At 32.9% G+C, this 21,974-nt stretch carries 14 protein-coding genes; 2 read left to right on the forward strand and 12 right to left on the reverse strand.

The genetic code is table 11. From position 1 onward, the window contains the following. Positions 1–128: 128 nt before the first annotated feature. Both EJ01_RS04250 and EJ01_RS04255 read left to right on the forward strand, forming a co-directional pair. Positions 129–5,633 carry a right-handed parallel beta-helix repeat-containing protein gene (locus EJ01_RS04250; protein ID WP_048082324.1) on the forward strand — a complete coding sequence of 1,835 codons (5,505 nt, stop codon included), beginning with the start codon at positions 129–131 and terminating at the stop codon, positions 5,631–5,633. Between the two features lie 40 nt (positions 5,634–5,673). Beyond that, the gene (locus EJ01_RS04255) at positions 5,674–10,905 is read left to right on the forward strand and encodes a right-handed parallel beta-helix repeat-containing protein (RefSeq protein ID WP_048192852.1); all 5,232 of its coding nucleotides are present in this window, start codon (positions 5,674–5,676) and stop codon (positions 10,903–10,905) included. Between the two features lie 231 nt (positions 10,906–11,136). Here the strand turns inward: EJ01_RS04255 and speB are convergent, their stop codons facing one another. The 12 genes from speB to EJ01_RS04315 all read right to left on the reverse strand — a co-directional run bounded on the left by speB (position 11,137) and on the right by EJ01_RS04315 (position 21,711). Beyond that, positions 11,137–12,066 (reverse strand): agmatinase, encoded by a 930-nt coding sequence (speB, locus tag EJ01_RS04260; protein WP_048081475.1) that lies wholly within the window; start codon positions 12,064–12,066, stop codon positions 11,137–11,139. 112 nt (positions 12,067–12,178) lie between these two features. Continuing rightward, positions 12,179–12,766 carry a hypothetical protein gene (locus tag EJ01_RS04265; protein WP_048081476.1) on the reverse strand — a complete coding sequence of 196 codons (588 nt, stop codon included), beginning with the start codon at positions 12,764–12,766 and terminating at the stop codon, positions 12,179–12,181. A gap of 757 nt (positions 12,767–13,523) precedes the next feature. Further along, positions 13,524–13,739 (reverse strand): hypothetical protein, encoded by a 216-nt coding sequence (locus EJ01_RS04270; protein WP_048081477.1) that lies wholly within the window; start codon positions 13,737–13,739, stop codon positions 13,524–13,526. A gap of 122 nt (positions 13,740–13,861) precedes the next feature. Beyond that, positions 13,862–14,404: a flavodoxin domain-containing protein gene (locus EJ01_RS04275; RefSeq protein WP_048081558.1), complete on the reverse strand. Its 543-nt coding sequence runs from the start codon at positions 14,402–14,404 to the stop codon at positions 13,862–13,864. A gap of 45 nt (positions 14,405–14,449) precedes the next feature. Next, entirely contained in the window at positions 14,450–15,301 is an 852-nt protein-coding gene (locus EJ01_RS04280) for a hypothetical protein (protein ID WP_048081478.1), read from the reverse strand. A gap of 276 nt (positions 15,302–15,577) precedes the next feature. Beyond that, a complete protein-coding gene (locus tag EJ01_RS04285) occupies positions 15,578–16,213 on the reverse strand; it encodes a DUF998 domain-containing protein (RefSeq protein WP_338101536.1) in 636 nt (211 codons plus the stop codon). A 121-nt stretch (positions 16,214–16,334) separates the two neighbouring features. After that, a complete protein-coding gene (locus EJ01_RS04290; RefSeq protein WP_048081480.1) occupies positions 16,335–16,907 on the reverse strand; it encodes a flavodoxin family protein in 573 nt (190 codons plus the stop codon). Between the two features lie 77 nt (positions 16,908–16,984). After that, entirely contained in the window at positions 16,985–17,470 is a 486-nt protein-coding gene (locus EJ01_RS04295; RefSeq protein WP_211253429.1) for a methyltransferase family protein, read from the reverse strand. 142 nt (positions 17,471–17,612) lie between these two features. Beyond that, complete coding sequence (locus tag EJ01_RS04300; RefSeq protein ID WP_048081481.1) at positions 17,613–18,251, reverse strand: TetR/AcrR family transcriptional regulator; 639 nt, start codon at positions 18,249–18,251, stop codon at positions 17,613–17,615. 311 nt (positions 18,252–18,562) lie between these two features. Further along, on the reverse strand, positions 18,563–19,153 hold the full coding sequence (locus EJ01_RS04305) for a helix-turn-helix domain-containing protein (protein WP_048081482.1): 591 nt from the start codon (positions 19,151–19,153) through the stop codon (positions 18,563–18,565). 198 nt (positions 19,154–19,351) lie between these two features. Further along, positions 19,352–20,041, reverse strand: a complete 690-nt coding sequence (locus tag EJ01_RS04310; RefSeq protein WP_084689136.1) for a GAP family protein — start codon at positions 20,039–20,041, stop codon at positions 19,352–19,354. 968 nt (positions 20,042–21,009) lie between these two features. Next, on the reverse strand, positions 21,010–21,711 hold the full coding sequence (locus EJ01_RS04315) for a hypothetical protein (RefSeq protein ID WP_048081484.1): 702 nt from the start codon (positions 21,709–21,711) through the stop codon (positions 21,010–21,012). Positions 21,712–21,974 lie beyond the last annotated feature (263 nt).

Below are 21,974 nucleotides of genomic sequence, written 5' to 3' on the forward strand. Positions count from 1 at the left end.
TTTTTAAGGAATTCTGGTTAAAAAAGGATTTTTCCAAATATTTGAGGGATTAAGTAGATTAAAATGGGTTATAATTTTTTTCTTTAAAAATGGGATGTTAGTAAAATTGTAAATTGGGTGAAATACAATTGATAAAAATAAATAAAAAGCATGTAGTCTTGATTTCAATTTTGATTATCTTTTTATCAGTTACTACTGTAAATGCTGAAAATACAACGGGAAATCTATCTTTAAATACTACTCATGCTGCTAATAGTTCAAATACTGGTAATTTGGGATTGAACTCTTCTAAGTTGTCTGTTACTTCTAAGAGTGCTTCCCGTAATGTTAGAGAGATCAATATCACTAATGATAATTATGTTAACTATTTCAATGTTTATACCGGCAGAATACTGTCTTCTGCAGATATTATCTCAGGCGACACTCTGAGAATTGGTAATGTAACTGATAAAATGTTTACAATTGACCGCAAGCTTATTATAACCACCATCTGCGACGGCGATCAAATAACCAACGGAATGATACACTTAATAGCAGGCAGCAACGGTTCCATTGTAACTGGACTCAAAATAAGAAATAATAAAGTAGTTTACACGGTAAATGGTATCTCCAGTGAAATTTTAGATGGGATTCGACTTACCAATTCCAGTTATAATACAATATCTTACAACGACGTGGAATTTTCTCGTTTAGCGGGATCATATATTATGCCAATGGACTGGTCAAATAACAATACTATAATATATAACCGGTTTTCCAGCGGTGCAACCATTTGCATGCCCATGAGCGAATCCAATTACAATAATATATCATATAACCATTTAGAGATTAGAGGTGCAATCTATGGGGTGGTAGGTAATATCATTTATTTCAATCCCTTTGGAAATGCTAACTACGGATCTGGCTTATGCATCGGCAATTATATCTCAAACAACTATCTGCATTCTGAAGTTATTAGTGAAATGATCATTGGCATGATGTTTACGTATAACAGCCATGATAACACAACTATTATTAATAACACAATTTCTCATTTTTTTTCTGGAATAGTCTTAACCGGTAATAACCTTACAATTAAGGGAAATCATTTTATAGATGATTCATATGATCAGGCAATTTCAGCAGGTGGTTCTAATATAGTAGTGTCTGATAATGTAATTAATGTTAAATCTGCTGTAGTGGGGATTCAAGTAAGCAATTCTAAGAATGTCACAATTAGTAATAATAAAATAACTCTTAGTGAAGGCTGCAATTATGCAATATATGCAGATAATAACTGTATGGTGTCTAATAATATTATTAATCTCCCAGTTTATGGTATTGGTATAAAAACAGGGCAAGGTTCAGTCATCAACAATACGATTAATACTAAGGGAGATGCAGGTATTGAAGGGTTTGGTAGTGATACTGATATAATTGGGAATAAGATAACCACGCAGTCTTGTGGTATTCATATAGTTTCTCCGCGTGTAAGAATTTATAATAATTCAATTATCAACAATACAATTACCAGCAATCTTTATGGGATCTACTTAGAAGGTTTAATATACAATACCACCCTTTCTGGAAACATCATATATACTAATTCTAAAGGTATCTATAAGGACATTACCGATGATTTTGGGGATAACAGTTCTGATAACACCGTTAATGGTGTTATAAACGATGCTACAGCTATTATTGTAAATGATTCTAATTATGACACTTACTTTGATAAAAATGGTTATCTTAAGTTTAAATCATTTAAAAATGATCCTGTGATTGTTTTAACTCATTTAAGCAATAAAAATCTGAAATTCGATCAAAAGGTCACACTGCTCAGCAATGGCATGGCCAACCTGCTGACTAAAGTAACCATAACGTTGTATCCTGATGCCGCAGGGTCTGTAATTAAAGACCTGAATTTTTATAATACAAATTTAAATGCCATAATTTTAGCAGAAGGAACTGGCAACATTAATATAACAGGTAATAATATAACTATTCTCTCAGATCCAGGTTATACTGGTTCTTTATCAGGTATATTGTCTTATGGTGCTTGTGAATATGTTAATATAACTGGGAACAACATTTTCATCAACAGTGATAAAGGGTATGTATACGGCATTAATTCAGTGTCTTATAATCCCGATAACTCCCACTTTGCCAGTGATTTCTCAAAATATTTTACCATAGCCAACAACAGTATTATTTCAATTGGGAATAAACTGGTGGAAGGGATATACACTGATTCATTAATCTATTCTAGTATAGTTAACAACACAATTAACATATTTGGGGGATCCTATGGATATGGTATTGCAACAGCCAATATAATGGGTTCTTTGCACGATTTAAATATCATGAATAATATTATAATGGTCAGTGTTAAAGGGATGGCTTATCTGGTTGAGCTGCATATGAGCAGTAATGTTTCTATTGTAAACAATTCTATTTCCGGTGTGGGCAGCGGTGTTTATGGAATCAGCGCCTACAAGACCAGTAATGTAACCATTAAATCTAATAGTATTCATACTACTGGTGGTGATTTGAGCCTCACTGATCCGGGTAGTTCTGATGTGCTGGGTAAAGGTAATGCTGCTATTTATTTAACAGCTAATGCTGGCACTACCAATATCCTGTTTAACACGGTCTATACTAATGCGGTTAAGCAGATGATTTTTAAAGATGCTTTTAACACTACTTTGGCCAGGAATTCCTATGTGATTGATGATGAGAATTTGCTGAACTATTTTACAGGTAGATCAAATGGGGAGTTGTTAGAGGACAGTATAGTTCAAACAAACGATACTTTACTGTTTGCAGATTTAAAGAAGTATTGCAGTTTGGTTTTTGGCATTCCTTTGAATTTAACTTCTTATCAGGGCAGCAGCGGTATTAATGCTAGTTTTATTTTAAAATCTGGCGCATCCAACTCAACTGTAAGTAATTTAATATTTAATTTGACAGATGAAACTGCTGTTAATTTGATTGACGCAGTTAATGTCACAGTAAGCAAAAACACCATTAAAATTTTTAGCACGGTTAAATCGGGAGTGACTGGTATTTTAGTTGCTCTTAATAGTGTTTCTAATCAAATTAGTGATAATTTAATTGAGATGGTGGGTAGTTACGCGTTATGTGGTATTTGCGTGTCTAATAGTTATCAGAATAATTATGGTAGAAGCCCTAAATATAATTCAATCTCAAATAATATTATTAATCTTAAATCTAATTCTTCTACTAATGGAATATATGTTGCAATGGCCTGTAATACATTGATACTTAACAATAGGTTGTCACTGGTTTCTGCTGAAGTGTATGGTGTGATAACTGATTATTCTGTAGATTATATTGGTTTTGGCACGCTCTGGACTAACAATACTCAGATAATTAACAATACGATTAATGGTACGGGTAGTTTGGTCTATTTAATAGAGTCATTGGGAGCTCTTAACAATGTAGTTACAGGTAACATTCTTTACTCTAATTCCAGCACTTCTTATGGTTATGCAGGGTTTAAAACCAATGGGGACCTGATTAAAAGCAATACAATACTTGTTAATGGAACCTGCAAGGTTAATGGAGATAAAATATCAACTGGCCAAACAGGAATCTATTACTCCAACGGATCATCAAATAACCAGGTGACTGATAATTATATAATTTCTACTTATCTTCCCGGCGGCGATTATGCAGTCTTCATTGCAAGTGCTACATTTGCTTCTAATGTGGCAGCTGGAAATTACATGATCAGCGATAATAATCATAAAATGGCAGATGGCGCGGTTTATGCATTATTTGATGTTGTATGTAATAATACCCCTGTTTATATTTTTGTCTCACTGGATGGCAGTGATATAACTGGCAATGGTTCGCAGGTGAATCCATATAAATCAATTGCCTATGCGATATCCCAGGCACCTAACATGGCACTCATCTATCTTTTAAAAGGAACTTATCATGAAACAGGATTGATGATTAATAAAACAATCACCCTTTCTTCCTTGAACGGTAAAGTGGTTCTTGAAGGTGATAAAAAGCAAATGTTTTATATTTCGTCAACAGGTTATTTGACCATATCTGGTTTAAATATAACTAATACTTATTCAGAAAATGGATCTGCGTTTATAAATTATGGAAAATTAAAAATAGATAACTCTGGAATATCTTATAGTAAATCAAGTGGTGAAGGTGGATCTATACTTAATCATGGAAATTTATCTGTAAGTAATTCTGTTTTATCACATAATAGTGCACATAATGGCGGATCTATATCGAATTATGGGAACGTGTTCATTAGCGGATGTAAGATTAATTATAATTCTGCATTTTGTGGTGGAGTAATCTATAACAATGAAACAGGTTCTTTAAATATCTTTAATTCTTCATTTGAACATAATTTTGCCACAGATAATGGTGGCGTCATTGATAATTATGGTTATTTAAATGCATCTAACTGTTTATTTGAATTTAATAATGCCTCATATGGGGGCGTTATTTCGAATTCTGCATACAAAGGCAACCCTTTAGAGGGTGTTGCAGTAGATTATATCTCAAACTCAACATTTAAAAACAACAGTGCCCAAAGCGGCGGCGCTATTTTTGGCTGTACTAAAAAGTTCACCATTTTAAATTCAACTTTCACCTATAATGAGGCCAGTAACAGCGGCGGTGCTGTGTCTCTATCAACTGATGAAGGTACTATTGATAGGTCTGTTTTTAGGTATAACAGGGCTACGTCTTCTGGTGCTCTTGGGTTATCTGGCGGTAATATCAAAATTACTAACTCAATAATAAGTAATAATGCAGCTATGTACTATGCTGGACTTTATTATGAGGGAGATATGGTTTGGAGCCATATTTTGTATCAGCTGACCATAGCTAATTGTGATATAGAAAATAACACTGCCATGGTACGTGGGGGCGCTTTTGGATTTGATGAGGCTAATGTGAACATCACCAATTCAAATATTGTCAATAATTTTGCACCAACTTATCCCACAATATTTGCTCAGCCTTACTGGACGAATATAGATGCCAGGGGTAATTATTGGGGTCTTACCGGCCCTACGGATGATGTATGGAATAGCGGAGCTCAATTAAAAGCATGGTTAACCGAAAGAAGTAACTGGAATGATAATGGAGGTAATTCTGGTAATGGGGGCAATTCAGGTAATAATGGTAATTCTGGTAATGGGGGCAATTCTGGTAATGGTGGTAGTTCCAATTCAGGATCGGGACTTAGTTTTGGTACTGGAACTGGATCGGGCTTAGGTGACGGTTCTGGGTCTGGTATAGGTAATGGCAGTGGCACTGGTAATGGTAATGGAAAAGGCTCTGGTCTGAATAATAATTCAAATGGCAATAATATTTGGGGCAATGGCCAATCTGATGTAGATTTTATTAATAATTTGCTGAATACAGTAGGTGCAGTTAATATTGCTGCTGCTGCAGGTTCTAGTTCTTCACCAGGAGGAGAATCAGGCAGTAGTTCTGGTGCCGATGGTCAGAAGGTTTATGAAATAAGTAAAGACAAAAAAACCGTAACAGAAGAGTCTAACGATGTTTTAGCGGGTTTAATAGCGGTTTTATTTTTTGTATTCCTGGTTGTTATAGGTTATATAAGAAATAAGAAGCAATTTAAGCGCTAATTGTATTGTAAAATGAGCATACATGAGGGGATTATTTAACATGGATGGGAAGAAAGTGATGTTTAACAAAATGGGAATAATGATACTATTTATCGTGTCTCTGGCACTATCAATGGGCATGGTCAGTGCTGGCGATACTTCATCCGGAGATGTAACTAATATTTCAGCAGTAAATGGTGATGTTCATGTTAATTCAAATAATTTGGCTGCTGATCCTGTAAAGGTTAAAGGTCAAAAAGTTTATTCTGCAGGTGGTAATTCTAAAATTTATGTGGCAGCTAATGGCAGTGATGAAAATGGGGACGGTACTCTTGATAATCCTTATCGGAGTTTAAATTCGGCTATCAGCCATTCAGCTGGCGCTTCGACTATTTACATGTTCAATGGCACTTACAGGGGTGTAAACAACACCAACTTAATTATTGATAAAACATTGATTATTTCAGCCTGGGATGGTGCAGTTACACTTGACGGTGAAGGAAAGTCGCAGATTTTTGATATAACTTCAGATGGAAATTTAACTTTGAATGGATTAAAACTCATAAATGGGTATGCGGGGGAAGAATCCACCTCTGGAGCTATAATTAACCGTGGTGAATTAACCATAAATAATTCCGCATTCAGTAATAATAATGGGTTTTTAGGAGGTGCTATTTTAAATTACGGCAGTTTAACAGTCTTAAATTCCACCTTTAAAACGAATAAGGCTACCAATTACGCGGGGGGAATTGCCAACTTCGGCACGACCAACGTTCATAACAGCCAATTTATTGAAAATACCGGCGGAGGACTGTTTAATGCAGGTAATATGTCTGTAATATCTTCTAAGTTTACTTCAAGCAGTATAATCTGCGATAATTTTGGCAGCAACAGAAATTCAGTGACCATTACAAATGCATCATTTGCAGACTCCATGGTAACAAGCAAGGGCAATACCGTCTACATATACAATTCATCATTCGTTGATTCATCATATTCTGCAGTTCAATTAGAAAACAGTAATGCCACTATCACTGGATCATCATTTGGAAGATATGCAGCCTCTGTTGGTGTTAATAGTACACTCAATATAACTTATTCTGTAATATTGGGAACTATAAGTACTAGTGGAGTTAATAGTACTGCATATGCGTCTTATAACTGGTGGGGGTCTAATAAAGTACCAACTCTTTACAATGTTGTTGTTGATAAGTGGGTTATATTAACATTTGTCAGTGATAAGAGCCCTATTCCATCTAAAACCAATGCTACGGTTACTGCTGTTTTTAAATATACTGACGGTAAAAATGTTTTTAATTTAGGGAAAACGTATTTACCTTCACGTTTTATAAGTTTTGAAACTGATAATGGAGATTTTTCACCTCCAAACGGGTACATGGTGAATAACTCATTTTCCACCACTTACCTGAACAATACTGAAGACACGTGGATCTATGCATGTGTGGATAATCAAAAAGTGAGGCTGGTTATAGGCACCGGCTGGACCGATTACTCTATATATGTCTCCAACGATGGTGATGATTACTACGGCGATGGATCCAGAGATAATCCATATAAGACTTTACAGAAAGCGGTGAGTAAGGCTTTAAATGGAAATAAAATCTACATTTACGCTGGAACATATACAGGTCTATATAACACCGACTTACATATAAACAAGTACCTTACATTCAGTTCTTTTAATGGTGACGTGTTAATATACAGGTACTCCAACATCAATCTTTTTAATATCACTGAATTTGGACAGTTAAATTTAAATAACATAAATACATGCTCAAACATGTCTTATAACGTGCTTTTAATTAATAACGGCGGCGGTGTTTTAGTTTTAAATAACTGTACAATAAACAATTCCACAGGATGTATTGGAGGTTCTGGAGATGTTAAGGCATATAATTCTAAATTTTATAATATAGTTGGATATGCCATTCAGTCTAATGGTAATTTAACAGTTATAAAATCTTCTTTCACGAATATATCAATTCCTAACACTTCTATTTATGATAGAGCAATCATCCGTTCATGTGGTAATTTAACAGTTATAAATTCGACTTTTATTAATAATAATTTAAATGCAATATATGCGGAGTGGAGTTCAGGTTCATCTGCCCTGATTAATGGTTCAAATTTTACTAACAATACAGGGGGCGTGACTTTCTATAACTTTGATCAGGGGGCCGCTGTTGAAAACTGTAAATTTATTGATAATACAGGATCTTGTGTAATTCAGGCCAGCATTATCAATAACTCTCTTTTCATAAACAATACTGGAAGGGGCTCAATTAGAGGCTCAATTATAATTAACGGTGACTACAATTCTGAACCTAAAAATTTAACCATCTCCAATTCCACGTTTATTAATAATTCTAATGTGGTTGATGATTATGAAGATTACAACTCTAATGGTGTCATTTTTAATGGAGGTAATCTGACTGTTACTCAGTGTACTTTTTCAAATAATTGTGCGGCGTATGGCGGAGCTATTTATAATTTAGGTGATTTGAATGTTTCCTATTCAGTTTTTGTTAATAATACTGCCAAATATTTAGCTGCTGATGTCTATAATCGCATGGGGACGGCTTATCTGTTATCTAATTGGTGGGGTTCAAACAGCGGACCTACCAGTGAAAAGGTGTACCGCTTTTTGGGAGATGTTTATGCTTATAACTGGGTCATAATGACTTTAACTATTAACAACAATGTTTTAAATGCTTCTTTAGATAAGGTAACAGATTTAAATGGTACCATCCATAATTTGGCCGGAGTTTTACCTTCTAGGGAAGTATTCTTTAAGGGAACTAACACTAATATTTCTCCAGAACACGAAAATTTAACTAATAATCAGGCTTTAGCCACAATTACCAATTCTGATAAGGATTTTACAGCTAATGCTGCCATCGACAATCAAAGCTTGGATCTGACAATCCGAAATAACAGTACTGTAATTGACATTGATAACGCTGCTTTTTATGGTAAAGGCAATGTTTACAAAATAATTTTGCGCAATGTAAATGGTTATTTAATATCCAATCAAACTTTAAAGGTTACTTTCACAGATAAAAATGGTAAATCAGAGGCATATTCGGTAATTACTGATGAAAATGGTATGGCTACTATTTTACTCAATAATACAATAGGTGTTTACAACGTACATGTTATTTATGGGGGTAATGGATATTTCAAAGGTTCTCAAGCTGATGCTATCATACAAATCTTAACCTCGATAACCAAAATAGTTTCTTACGATGGAACGTTTTATGGTACTGGAAATGTGTTCTATGCAGATCTATATGATTTTAATGGTAAAGGAGTAGCAGGTCAAAAAATAAGCTTTAATATTTCGCATGGAAATGAATCAAAGATTTATTATAGTGTTACTAATGATCAAGGCAGGACTGGTGTGGTTGTTAATTTTTCACAGGGTAAATATAATGTAAAAATGAGTTTTGCAGGTAATGGTTGGTATGGGTCCAGCAGCAGTACTTCTTCTTTTACTATATCTCCAATAAACACGAGTGTGACCCTTGAAACATCTGTTGTGTACGGTCGTGGAAACCCATATATTGTTAAAGTGAGAGATGCTAACGGCAATGTACTTAGAAATGAGAGTATAACGCTAATTATATCTCAAGGTAACCAGAATGAAACCTTTAATCTTAAAACAGATGTAAATGGTACTGCTGGCTTAATGATAAACCTGTACCCTGGACTTTATAATGTAACGGTTAAATATGGGGGTAATGGTTTGTATAAGTCAAGTTCTGCTAAGGGTACTCTTACAATTAACAGGGTAGACACTAAATTAAGGGCAGATTCTGTTATTTCAAATTTTAACAATATTTATGAAGTTACTTTAACTGACATTTACGGTAGACCGCTGGCAGGTGAGTCAGTAAATATCACAATTATGAATCAAAAATTTAACAAGACCTATTCTGCTGTAACAGATAGTAAGGGAGTAGCTAGTTTGTTAATTAATTTAGATGTTGGAAATTATGTTGTTGTTGACAATTTCTATACAAATGGCTGGTATGGCAGTACAACCACTGCAAGTACTTTGATTATTTCAAATATTACTACTCCTGCTGACTATTTTGTGTATAATAATATGACCAATGCTCAGATTCAACATATACTGGATAATTGCGTAGTATACAGTAATATTATATTTATGGGTGGACAGTACAGTAATTTAAAGCTAATAGTTTCTAGACCAGTTAATATAAAATCTAAAGGTACAGTAATTATAATGGGTAATGGTTCGGGTACTGCGTTTACTGTAAATGCTAATGCTACTATTCAGGGTTTGGTAATTAAAAATTATGGTACTGGAATCTTGAATAAAGCAAGTACTGTTAGTATAGTTAATAACACGTTTGCGGGTAATGTGAATGGTGTTGTTAATTATGGTAGTGGTTCTGGTGTTAAGATAAGTACTAATAATGTTTTCCAGTCCAGTAAAGGTTCAGCTATTTATAATTATGGGAATAATTTGACTTTCCGTGGTTTTAAACTGGTGAACAATAAAGTGGGAATCACAAACAAAGGATCCAACGTAGACATATTATACAATACCATTTCTGGCGGAGAATATGGCATTGTAAACAGCCAAAAAGCTACAGACATTAACTACAACACTGTTTCAAGCGCTTCTAAGTCTGGTATTTATAATACTGGTTCTTCCAGTAAGATTGGGCACAACACCTTGAAAAATAACTACTATGGAATCAACAACAAAGGTTCAGCATCTACAATAGCTTATAATGTGGTTTCTGGTGGTAGTAAAGGTATTGTAAACAGTGCAGGTTCAGTTACGATCAGTGGGAATAGTGTAAAGTCTGTTACAGGTTATGGTGTTTACAACAGCGGTTCTAGTGCTAAAATCTATAAAAACACTTTAACAGGTTTAAACAAAGGTTACGGAATTTATTTAACTAGTTCAGTTAAATCCAATCTAATCCAAAGTAACACGGTATCTAAGTTTTACTATGGATTATCAGACGCAGGATACAAGAATACATTACAATCCAATGTTTTAAAGTACAATAAAGTTGGTTTGTACTTGTATAAAACTGCTAAGTACTCTACAGTAACTTCTAACCAGGTTTATAAAAACACCAATTACGGTGTTTACAATAAAGGGTATAAAACAACTCTTTATAAAAACCAGATAACTTACAACACTAAATATGGTTTAGCCACTGTGAAATCTGTTAAAAACACTAAAAACACCATAAAAAAGAATAAAGTCAACACGAAGTTAATAAAATAAAACCTCTCATTTGACATTTATTCCATCAACTTTTTTGATTGATGGGAAAATTCAATAATTTTTCTTTTACAGCTATAATATCTAAATCCAGATAAATAGAGACTTAATGAATGTATAACACTGTTTTTAATATATGTTCAAAGAAATCACGATTTAAAATGAATTTAGTAAAATGGATTGATTTTAAATACAATTAATTCTGGAAGTTAAAAAAGGATAATGTTGGCTGTGTTATTTACTATAAATCGATCCTAAAAGGTCAAGGGCAAGTCTAGAGGCTACCTGTGATGTCATATTCCCTGCATCATAGAGGGGATTAACTTCTACAACATCAAATCCGATGATATTCCCTTTTTTTGGTAAATTTTGTAATATTTGTCTCATTTGAATGTAATTTAAACCTCCGGGTTCGGGAGTACCTGTTCCTGGCACTGTTGAGATGTCAAGGGCGTCAATATCAAGAGTTACATAGATATTTTTGGTTTCAGGTATTTCTCCAAGTGTCCACGGGATTCCATTTTTAAAAATATCTGATGCAGTTATAATTTTTGAGTTGTATTTCGTGGCTTCGTCATAATTCGCTTTTCTATCGGTAAATCCACGAATCCCAATTTGTGTGATATTATCAACAGTTTTAAGGCCAGATGCACGTTTAATTGGGCTTGCATGGGAAAATTTAACATTGGCTACATTGTCTGTAAAATCGAGGTGAGTATCAAAATGAACTATGTCAAAATCGACATCGAATGCTTCAAGAATTGGAAAAGTAATTGAATGATCACCACCAAAACCTACAGGAAAAACATTGCTTTCTATAATTTTTTTGAAGGTATCGTAGATCATCTTCATATTGGTGGCTGTGGATGTAGGTAGGATAGGTACATCTCCATAATCTATGAGAGTTACACCATGAAGGATATGCTTTTTTTGCTCTAGATCATAGGCCCCTTCATCAGAATGCATATAAATTCCATAATTTTGGGATGCAATACGGACTGCACGAGGTCCAAAACGCGTTCCAGATCGATTTGTAGTGCCCTGATCAAATGGGATTCCGATTAGAGCCACATCCACATTTTTTAAGTTAGTTGTATGCTGGAGTTTGTAGAATGTTGGAATTCCTGAATAGGGGAATTTATTTTCAATTTCTTTGGGATTCATCTTATTTCTCCAGCAATTTAACCACAAATGTATAACAAAATTAGTAAAATACGGATTTTAAATTTAGTAAGGTAATTAAGGGGAATCAGGGATAAAATTGCAAAATTAGATTTTATTTTATGTGTTCTATAAAATGAATTCCATTTTCGTTGATTGCATATTTTTTATTCCTTTTAACCTCAACATCTATTAAACCCATATTCTCTAATTCTTGAAGGTACTGGTAAACTGTTGATTCAGAATATTTTTTCCTTTTACCTTTAGATTTAGAATATGAACGACTTAGGAGAGTTAGAAGATGGTTAAATGTAATGCCATTATTTTTACTTAAAACTTCAAGTATTCTTATCTTTGTACTACCAAAACGATGAGCAGGATTTACAGGAAGGAAAACAGGCCTACCTTCGTCTAAAACATATAACGGTGTGGATGCCTGGAATTGTGTTAAATAATAAGCTACGTAGAGATCAAGTTTATCTTCGCTAGCTATGAAATAGGGGTCTTCAACTTCTTCAAAAACATTTTTAATTTCGCCTACAACTTCATGGAAGTCGCCTTGTAAATTAATAACTTTATAACCATCTTTTTCTCTTTCAGCGTCTTTCGACAACATTATAACTTCATCGGCCTTAAAATCTTCCTTTTTAAGGATGTTTTGGATAATTTCGGGCCTTTTGATTGTTGTTATAAGACTTGGCATTTAAAACCTCCGTATTTTTATTATATTATGATATTATGTTTTTTCATTAATATTAAATTTATAGTTTTTATTACTCATTGTGAATTCAGTCACCATAATAATGAACTCATATAAAAAAGTTTTTAGGCATATAAATAGAACAAAAAAATTTAGTAGAATTTTGATGTTTAAAAATAGGAATTTATTTCTGGCATTTTTTAGATTAAAGAGATAATTTAAGATTTTTAAAGAGAATACTTTTTTTAAAGAGATTATATACACCCCAAACTTTGTAATGTGACTTAAAATCACTTTTAAATGAAGATAGGCCAAAGATTTTAAATACAAATTAGCTTAAAAGCTCCATAAAACGGGCACCGTTATTATTCAGGTAATACAATTCTTCTTTTGTGAATATTATGGCCTTGTCTATTGTATTCTCATTTGCTCAAGGATATAATCGATATTTTCAGAATGTCTTATTATTGCTGCAATGCCAGTCGTATAAAACACACTATAATGTAATATGTATTATTTAGTATTACTAAATATATAAAATTTATTATTAATAGGGGGATCAGTTACAATAAAAATAAGTTTATTTAAAAGGTATTAGTCACGGTAAAATAGGTAAAAAATGTAAAGAATTTATAAATACGCGAATAATTAATTGTTATATCTCCCAAATTCAAATAATAATCTAAATTTCATTTATTAAACTGTAAATACAACTGAAAAGTATAAAAAAAATTTAAATTTTAAAGAAAAAGAGAAAGTTTTACTTAACATGGTGGTGGTGTTTTTTAACTCTTCTAACGCTAATTTCTAAAAAGTCGCCAACATCTACATCTGCAACCTCTAAAAGAACTTCTGGTACAATTACATCTTTTTCAGTCCTTTTAACTATTGATTTGTAGCCTTTCATATGGTGCCTGTGGTATCTTCCATGATGTCCTTGGTGATGGTTACAACCACAGTTTTTGTCCTCACACATATAGAATCACCTTCATTTTCATTATAAAGAACAGGTATAATTATGTGGTTTAAAAAATAAATTTTTTTGTTAAATTTGTCAGATAAATTAAGATGCTGTTTGAAGTATAACCTAATGAAAGACTATTTTAACATATTGGCTAAATTAAGTGCCCATCCTCTTATTTCATCCCAATCTCGGTAATCGATACGTTTGCTAGTATCTATTCCCTGCTTATCCAGTCCTTTTTTGATAATGAACTTGGTGGCTAATTTGTACATTAAACCGTGGTTGGCATTTGGGTCATATACGCTTCCAAAAAGTCCTGTAGCTACAGGTTTACCTGATAAATACTTCAAAGCCACTTCATCCAGGTATTTTTCCTGTCCTTCAGTAATTGTTTCTTCCATGTTGGCGGCACCGCATGTGACAAAAAGTGCCACCTTTTTATCTGAAAGGGCAGATTTATTATCTTCCAGGAATTTAAGCGATCCTTTGGTCCATTTGCCTATTTTGATCCCACTTCCTATAATTACCATGTCATAAAGTGAAATATCGTAGTTTTTAATGCCCCTAGAATCTACTAAATCAACTTCAATACCTTCCTTTTCTATAACTTTTCTTATTTCTTCTGCAATTTCGGCAGCTGTGCCGTATCTTGTCCCATAAACGATTAATATTTTCATTTTAATTACCTTGTAATATACTTTTATTAACATTATTCTTTATTTTTACAGTTCTGCAGCTTTTTCCCTATTTTTAGGTTTAATATGCCCATTTTTGTATAATGGATTGTTTATCTTGCTGTAGAACGAAATTGAGATTAAAATTCCTGAAACAGTTATTATTGCAAAGAATATAACTTGTCCAGTTGCTGGAATTACTCCATTTTGTGCCATGAAGAATATCATGGAAAGCAGGGCAGTTCCCATAAGTGATGCTTTTATTAAGAGTATAGATACCAGAGCATATCCCCATTCTTTACCTTTTATGATTAATATGCCTGCAATGAGCATAGCAGGAAAAACTACTCCGATATCTAGGGCTTGAATAACCAGTGTAGTGTAACTTTCCAGTGCAGCTGGAGCAATACCTGTTAATAATGAATCGATTATCATTTTTACCCACATTAGAGCTACCATCGCCCCTGAAAATATTAGGAATGCACCTGCTATTTTGCTGGTCTTTCCAGGAGATATACTTTCCTTGATAGTTTTTACATTTAGTGATAACAGCCCATAAATGAAAGTGTACAGTGATAAAGAAAACAAAGCCACGTACACCAGGAATAACTGGTTATATGATGCTAAAAATGACATTGATGCGTAAGAATAAAGGAAGTAAAACAGAGTTCCCATCCAGATTAAACTGCCTTTAAGTGAATTCTTTTGGATTAAATAAAGAGATCCCATAAGTACTGGAATACCTATTATCAGTGTAATTAAGTCCTGGCCCATAGCTTGAGCTGCCATGGAAATTGTTTCGTGTTTATACAGCCCTTTCCAGAATAAACCGGATAGAGTTGCTATGCCTGCAAGAACAGCGATAAAAATTGAATTTATATATACTACTTTTTTGTCCATTTTTTCCCTCCAAAGGTAATATATTACTTGTATAGGTAATATATTACCAAAGTATATAAAGGTTGCGGTTACAGTTTAAACATTATGAATAAAGACTTTAAAATGGATATAAACTTAAAATAAGAGGATAATATCTTGTATTTATTAAAAATAAGTATAAATTTATATTTTTTTAGATTTAAGATTGAAATTTTAGTTAAAATTAAAAAATTAAAAGGATAATGTTCTTTTAAAACATTATCCTTATTTATATTTATAACTATAAAATTCTGTATTTTAACTTTCTTGACGTGCTGATCCTGTTAGATAACCACCCAAAGCGATTAAACCAAGAATTACAGGATAAGCTATTAATCTTTCGGCTCCCCCTTCTCCCAGTGCCATAAATGGACTTGTATTTTGAAGAATAATCACAAGCAGAATATCTATAAATCCGATGGCACCAAGAACTATGAGAATATATTTAAGCAGTGAATCCCGTAAAATAGTGAAAGATGAAATTACTGCCAGGCTTCCGAAAATAAATGCGGTCATTGCAAATAGAACATGCGTTCCTCCAGTATGGCCAGGGAATATTCCCACACCCATGATTCCAATGCTGCTTATAGCCAAAAGTGATGGGAAAATTTTACGGCCAAACTTCCTATAGATTAAATAAGAGGCTATTATAAGGCATAATCCCAGTAAAAAGACAGTTATGTTAAAGATGGTAGCTGAAGGTTCATATACTGGCAGATCAGCAAGATCGCTGAGTGTATTAATTCCGGTATTGTAACCAGGGTACAATGTTTCAGCTATGGTAACAAACAACATAAATTGAATACTTCCAATAATAAGCAGTATTCCTGCTATTTTTTGGTAAATAATATTAGAATTTGTTTCATTTTTAGATTTAATCTTAACACCCCCAATGAATAAACAAAATTATTGTGACGCGTCTAACCTGTTAGTTTTTATCTTATTAGACATGTCACAATGGCCCTAAAAGCATTAATTGGTTTTAAAATAATTTTACCTCATTATTTTAACACTATCACTGCCCTAATAAACTATTTACAAACTCAGCAGCCTTTCGATTGATAGTATTTGTATCTACAAACTTCATTACGTCATCTACCTGGTATATATTGGTATTATTCAAAGATATTTCTTTTTTAATGAAGGCGGTGCTATTACTGTTTGCAGCCACTGATCCTGTGGTAAATATGCCGATTTTTGCTTCTTTAGGTGGAGTTATATCTGATAAATATGATTGTAATGAACTTGCAGGTTGTCCAGCATAAACTGGTCCTCCAATAACAATAACGTTATATCCTGTTGTATTCAGGATATTTGAACTTTTAATGCCTGCTAAAGTGACTGTATACCCTTTTGCCTGTAGATCATCCGCAATTACTGCAGCTACGTTTTTCGCTGTTCCTGTAATTCCAGGGTCGTAGACTACTAATGCCTTTCCAGCTGAGGTTCCATTGGGATTTAAAGTTTGCGAACCTGTTGCTGTATAGCTCATAACATCTCCCATTACAAGACCTATAGATGCGAAGGCTATCAGAACGATTAAAACTATTCCTAGTCCCACATATTTTGCTATTTTCTTCTTTTCCATTTTGATCCCCTTTCTTAATTATATTAAACTAAATTTAGTTAACACAAAAAATTTAAAAACTGTCAAAATTGCGTGTTTTATACAACATACGGTATGAACATTTTTGTTTTCTTTCTATATGCGATGTATTCATCTCCAAACTCTTTTACCATGTCATTTTCTTCTCTTTTTGCTAATTTATAGTAAATGACAATAAACGCACAGTAAAGGATTATTAGGGGTAATGTGGCCCATTCAAACATCATACCGAGTGTTATCATGAAAAAACCAGTGTACTGGGGGTGACGGATATATTTGTATATACCTGTCTTTACAAGTTCTCCCTGGCCGGTTTCTTTGCTCCAGTAATCCTTATGGATCTTATTCCAACCTAAAATTACCAGTGCTGCACCTGCTAGAGATACAATGATGCCTACATACATCCCCCAGAGTCCTATGTAATTTCCAAGGGTGTGACCCCAGAATATGCCTTCTGGCAAAGTAAATCCAAACAGCCAACCGATTGCAAACATACTAAATGGTACTCCAAACATTTCAATTGCAAATGCCACGATAAATGCCATATAAACACCTGTAGGCTTTATCTGACTTTTTTTATAAAATGGTGTAAACAGCAAAAATATACTATAGATAACTATCCAAACTATTACAGCCTCCCACATTCCAAAGTGGGACCAAACATCTTCTCCTATTATTTTAATCACCTTATTTTTTTGTTTTATTCTCAAATGAACATAAAATCATGTCTACTGTATAATCAATAAATTCATCGTGTGTTAAATTATTATTTTTCATATGCATCTCAATTGCAGGACTAAGGTCAAGCACGCTTTGCATTAACGAAGCCACAACTAGAGTAGACTTTAAGGGTGCAGCACCAGCTCTAACAGTCCCATCTTTTATGCCCTCATGAATAGCATTTCCTACCATCTTAAAACTGGTAGTTCTAATATTCTTTAATTCTTCTATTTCGGGAAATTCTTCATTGTTAAACCAGGGTATCTGTGAGTACCAGTTTGCATGGTAATAACCAGGATATTCTCTGTAAAATCTACAAAATGCCTGTATTAATAATCTGATTTTTTCAATTCCAGTTTTACCTTTTGGGTAATACTCCTCGAACATCTTCCTGAGGATTTTTGAACCGCGAATAGCTACAGCAATGTATATATCTTCCTTGTTTTTGAAATACAGATATAATGTGCTTCTCGCTAATTCGCTTTCTTTGGCTATATCTCCCATAGAAACATTTTCATAGCCTTTTGAGAAGAGTTTTGCAGCGGCATCAATGATTTCTTGCCCACGTCTCTCTTTTTCTCTCTCTTTCCTATCTGCTATTGTCATTCAATCGCTCCATTTAATGACATAATTGTCATAAATAAACACTATTAACATATAATGACATATATGTCATCTAGTGACACATGTGTCAGAAAGAGTATTTAAACGTTTAGGTTGTGAGGGTTGATCTTATTAAAATCAATGGAATAATTAATCTAATTTAAAACCAAAATTTTATAAAGAGCTCAATTAAAGCTAAATGTATTATATATTTTTTTATTTAACTAAAATTTTAATTTATAGGACATTATATTAAAAAATAAAAAGATATAACTATTTAAATTCCGTTAAACAGTGTTAAATAAATTAAAAAATTATTTTAAAATTTCCATGAATCGGGAACCTTTATCGTTGAGTGAGTATTTGTTGCCCTCGCTGTTAACTAAATCAGCACTTTCAAGTTCGTGCAAATACTGGTTAATGGTTAATTTTGAATATTTATTTTTTTTACCTGCGAATCCAGACTCTCTTGTTAAATGGCTTACAACATCATCAGGTTTTGACTGCTCATGGTCATGTAAGTATTCCATTATCTGCTTTTTAACATGAGTAAAGGCATGTGAAGTACTCAAAGGCAGTAATATGAGGTTATTGTTATCTAAAACATAAAATGGAATTGTTTTTTGAAGCTGTGCTAGATAATAGGTTACATAAATATCAAGTTCATTTTCGCCTGCAATGAAGCAGGGCTCTGGTGCAAGATCAAAAACACATTTGATATCATGTAAGATTTCGAAAAAATCTCCTTCTAGGAATTTAATGGAGTATCCTTCTCTTTCAACATTTAAAAGGCCGTGAATATCTCCTTTGGTTAAAATTATCACGTTTTCAGCTTCAATTTCCTTCTTTTTAAGAATAAAATGAATATCTTCAGGATCTTTAATTGTTGTTATAATATCTGGCATGGAAAACACCTCTCATTTAATACTATGTTAACTTAATAGTAATAAAATTATAGTTTTTATTACTACTTTAAACTGAATAAATGAATATGCAGGTCCGTTCAAATTAAAAGGGAGTATAAGAGTTTAAAATGGATTGAATACATGTTTTAATAGTTTAATTAAGTTAACAGGCTAAAAACTGCCAAAATTTAGATCCAATTAAATAAACATGAATCCTCTAATAAGGAAGAAAAAGCCCAGAATTAGGTATACTGTAGTTGTAAAATAGTCGCCGTAATTAATTATCCAGTTACGGGCAGGAGTTAATATGTTCCTTGCTCTACTTGCAAATATTAAATAAATAATAAACGGTATTTCAGCCACTAAAAGTGTAATAATACCTAATATAATAACTGTTTCTGCAGCTAGCGCAAATCCTGGATTTGAAAGCCCAATGAGAGTGCCTGCCTGAAGCACAAGAATATCTGTAACGAAACTGGCCAGGAAAGCGATAAATCCGAAGTAGAAAAATTTTATGAAGGTTGAGGAATTCTTATCTTCTCGAAGCGAACTTACAAATCCAATAAGTCCACCTTCTCGAGATTCTTCACGGATAAAAATATTTTTCAATGCTATAATAACAAGAATGCTGCCTAAGACAACTTCTGTTATGGCACCGATGCGGATTGTACCCAGGGCTACAGCAGAAAGGCCACTGCCAATATACATGCCTGAAAATGCCACAATAAGGAAAAATATAATCGCGCCAAACAGATATGAGAATGAAGCTAAGCGCGGGCTTCTTGTGGGAGAAACGGTAGTTAATATTGTGGCTAAGATAACAGGGCTTACTGCTGCACCTAGGGCATAGGGTAGAATGCTGGCAATTAAGGAGTTCAGTTCAGGCATTAGTTATATTATATTCTTTGATAGTAATAAATTTGTAGGTTTTATTACTAAGGTGTAGGCATGCGTCATGATCCGGATAAATTAAAATTAGTTGAATATTTTAATATAGAATAAATACAACGGTGAGCATTATTATAAATTTTTTAATCAAAAATAGAATTAGTTGCCGGCTCTTTTCCAACTTGTTAGTTATATGGGACGCAGCGGGATGGTTTATATAATAACTACTTTTAGAATAAGATTTGAGACATAAATTCTTATAATTTAATTAATTTTTAAAAATAGATAAATACTTAGCTTAAATGTAAAAATAAGCGTTTTAAAGTATTGTTAGAATATATAAAATTAGTTTTGGTTTCTTTCCAACTTGTTAGTTATATGGGACGCAGCGAGATTTTCCATAAATTTTATAAATAAACTAAAAACAGGAATTTAAGGATTTACATCTCTAAATCGGGCAAATTTTTAAGATAAGGTGTAAAATTAATTTAAATCTAAAATTAAAAGTTTTAAAGCGTTACAGAAAAAAAAGTTACTTATTGGTTCTTTCTAACTTGTTAGTTATATGGGACGCAGCGAAATCTCATGATGTTACAGATAAAATACCTTAAACTTTGAGCTGTAAATTGTTATGATTCCATTAATTTTGAAAAATCAGGTAAATATTTCATCTAAATGTAAAATTAGACGCTATAATAATTTTAATTAAAACTAGAATTAATTATTGGTATGTTCCAACTTATTGTTTATATGGGACACAGCGAGATTTTTTGATATATAAATTTTAATAGGTAAGTCTCTTTAAAACAAGAATTTGAAGTTATAAAATATTATAATTTACCTAATCTTTAAAACAAGATAAAGAATTAGTTTAAATATAAATTAGATTTATTAAAACATCATTAGAAAAGAAATAATTAACTGTTGGCTTCTCTCCAACTTGTTAGTTATATGGGACACAGCAAGGACTATTCTCCTTCCATAATGTATCCTGCATTAAACTTTAATTTAAATGTTTTTTCATAATATTGCTCTGCTCTGGGCGATATAGTACTAATTGACCTGTCAGTAAGTTTTCCGGAGCAGTAGTCATCTAGATTAGAGCGTAAATTCGGATTAAGTGATACATTATTTTTAGTAAATGCAGTGTAAAGGCATATGGAAGACAAAATTACCTCTATTTTACAGTTACCGCAGAGATTTTTCATGGCCCTTTCCTGGTTCATAATGTATATAACCATTTCTTTGGCATCTATAATTGAGTATGGATCCATTTTAATTAAACTGCCGATAATATCGATATAAGAGTGATATTTCTCTATTCTTTGCTTTCTTTTCTTTTGGGCTTCATAGGTTCTATCATATTTTCCATATGATTTTTTTGAAAGCTGTTTAATGTGATTCCAGGTTTTATATTCATCTTTAGATGGGTTGATAAAAGAAGGATCTTTATATTTGTTGTCCTGGTTTAAATCAATGGAATCTCTAAAAGAAACGTAGCTCTGAGTTTTAGCTAATTCCGACACGTGTTTAGTATAGCCGCACGCAATGCATTTATAAGAATCACTGTACGGATTAAAACATGTTTTAATGCCGCATTTTGGGCATTTTGGGGCATTCCCCATGGTAGAGTACTGTTCGAAAGAGTCTAGCTCAAGTGTTTTGATCATGCTGTCAACGCTCCAAATACCCCACTTTTTTCAGTTAGGGTATAAGTAACTGGAATTATCCATTTTCCATAATTTAGAAAAGGGGATTATAATAGCTTAAATCAACCTTTCTAGAGTCAAATTATAAATTTTTAGTTTAAAAAACTTTTGCCATTTTAAAAAATGTAAATATATATTAGTTGTGATAACTATTGAATTATAAAAAAATGGTATAAACATGGTTAGGATGGGATTAACAGGGAAATATCTACTAAAAATTGGCT

The organism is Methanobacterium veterum, assembly GCF_000745485.1.
GTDB lineage: Archaea > Methanobacteriota > Methanobacteria > Methanobacteriales > Methanobacteriaceae > Methanobacterium_D > Methanobacterium_D veterum.